This window comes from Duncaniella muricolitica, from assembly GCF_910574735.1.
Classification (GTDB): Bacteria; Bacteroidota; Bacteroidia; order Bacteroidales; family Muribaculaceae; genus Duncaniella; species Duncaniella muricolitica.
On sequence record NZ_CAJTCF010000151.1, the window covers coordinates 1 to 2,185 of the forward strand.

A 2,185-nucleotide genomic window follows, 5' to 3' on the forward strand; every position below is an offset into this window, starting at 1 on the left:
TATGATGCCGAGTCCACCAGGCGTCCGGTAAAGCCGGGTCAATATGACAAACTCGGATTCAGGCTGTCTCCCGACGAGAGCACGCTTATCTGTCCGGCAGGACATCTTATGAGGGTGATACGCACCGAAGAAGCATACTCACGAAGCGGTTTCCGCAGCGACATCACCATAATGACATGCGACCACCGCGACGGCTGTCCGTTCAAAGACAAGTGTATCCTCACAAAGAGCAAACATGGTGAGATACATCGCAAATTAGGTAATATTCGGCAAGAGAGGAAAGCAAAGGCCAGGCTTGATCTTCCGGTGAATCAGCAGAAGCTAAAGCGAAGGTCGCTGGAACCTGAGCCAGTTTTCGGACAACTCAAACACAATCATGGATACACACGCTTCCGCCACTTCGGAAAAGCCAAGGTCACAATGGATCTCGGCTTCGTATTCATGGCTCTTAATATCCTGAAATTGCATAAAAACATACAAAAATCGGCCTGAAAAGACCGATTTTCGCTGTTTTTTAGTGTATGCCCGATTTTCAACTTCCTGAGAATTGAATATACGAACTAATCTCGAAAAAATCCAGATTATTCTAAAATATTTATTACTGTCCGCTAAACCATAAAAAGTCGAGTCCAACTTCTTGAAATGTAGAAGTTGGGCTAACTTTTTGTATAGGACAAGCCCCCTTATCAGTTTTCAGTTTCTTCCGGCGGCGATTCAGATGCATCGGCGAGCATTATTTTCAGGTCTGCGTCGGGTTGATTGAGGAACTTTTCGAGATTTAGGTAATACATCAGCACGATTCGTACCATTGTCGCCAGTCCCGAGAAACTCCAGCGTCTTGTCAGTTTGTTTTGCAGGACCGAAAGCAGCAGATTGGCTATAAGTGTGACCCATACCTGGATCTTGATGGCATTTGCGCTTTCGCCGTAGAAGTATCTCAGAGGAAAGTTCTGCTTTATCTGTTTGAAAAGTGACTCGATCTGCCACCGACGGCGGTATATCGCCACAATTGTCTCCAAGGGCATGTCAAAATCGTTGGTAAGCAGAGAGATGAGTTTTGGCTTCTTGCCTTTCTTGATGTCTACGTATGTTATTATTCTGGCAATGTGGTTGATGCCGTCTTTACGGAACACTACAATCTGCTCACGATACTCCATCAGACCCTTTGAATTCTGATGCATACAGTCGACAAGAATCTCATAACAGAGGTTTTTCTTCATTTTTGTGACATAGATGACGCCACGGTCTGTAAGTTCCTCGAATTTGGAGTAGTTGATATATGCACGGTCAAGAGCCAGTATCTCGTCGTGGCTGTAATGGCTTGGGGCGAGCATGAAAGAGTCGTTAGTGGCCGCCGAAGTAAACCGGACATCGCATGGAACGCCTTCGTTGGCATGGATGACCGAGTGCACTTTGAGGCCACCTTTCTTCTTTCCTGTCTTGGGATGCCGGCCAACGCCCTTGAAAATGGCATTGGAAAAAAGCGAAATGGTCGTGGAATCAATGATGCAAAGCTGTTTTATCCATTCTTCCGTGCCATTGCGTCGGCTGTCCGATGAAAGGATACCTTTATTGACATCATACAGATAGCGGTATACCTCTTCAAAGAAACTCTCCGGGCGTCTGGCATTTGCGTCAGACAGAGTGCTGCGCCTGGGAACAGTTTTAATTCCGACATGATGCAGTTTACGCACCTCCGCCGTCATGGCGGTCTCTATCTCACGCAATGAGTCGAACCGCTGTATCACGGCATAGAGCATCGTCAACAGGTGAGTGAAGCCGTCAAAACTCTTTATATACTTCTCTCCGCCGTGTTTTCGGCTGATTTCGACAATTTTTTCGCGGTCGAGCGATTTTATCAACTGCCCATATATCGGCTGTCCGAAGAAATTACTACTTTTGCTCATGGTTATTCATGGTTTGTTTGACGACACCAAAAATAACTAATTAGGGCTGACTCCTGCAAATGGTAATCGACTTTTGTCGCTTGCCTTAGCAAGAATCAGCCCTAATTTTTCAATCGCTCAAAAAAAGGGTCAAGCCGAAATCCCAGTGCATGTAATTTCTCGTAAATTGGTAAGAGAGTGTTTAGTTTTAACTGAAATTTAATTTTACAAGTGAGCTAGGAGCAATTTAATAGTTGCGAAGTCAATCATCTCTTCTGCGGATTCAGTAGAGGCTTCAT

The 2,185-nt window shown here is 45.3% G+C and carries 2 protein-coding genes; one reads left to right on the top strand and one right to left on the bottom strand.

What is annotated here, in order from left to right:
• Positions 1 to 492, top strand: a 492-nt coding sequence (locus QGT73_RS17200) for a transposase (RefSeq protein ID WP_280123241.1), incomplete at its 5' end; no start/stop codon positions are given.
• Between the two features lie 194 nt (positions 493 to 686).
• On the opposite strand, the gene QGT73_RS17205 is transcribed toward QGT73_RS17200, so the two are convergent.
• Positions 687 to 1,907 (bottom strand): IS4 family transposase, encoded by a 1,221-nt coding sequence (locus QGT73_RS17205; protein WP_280123242.1) that lies wholly within the window; start codon positions 1,905 to 1,907, stop codon positions 687 to 689.
• Between the last annotated feature and the right edge of the window lie 278 nt (positions 1,908 to 2,185).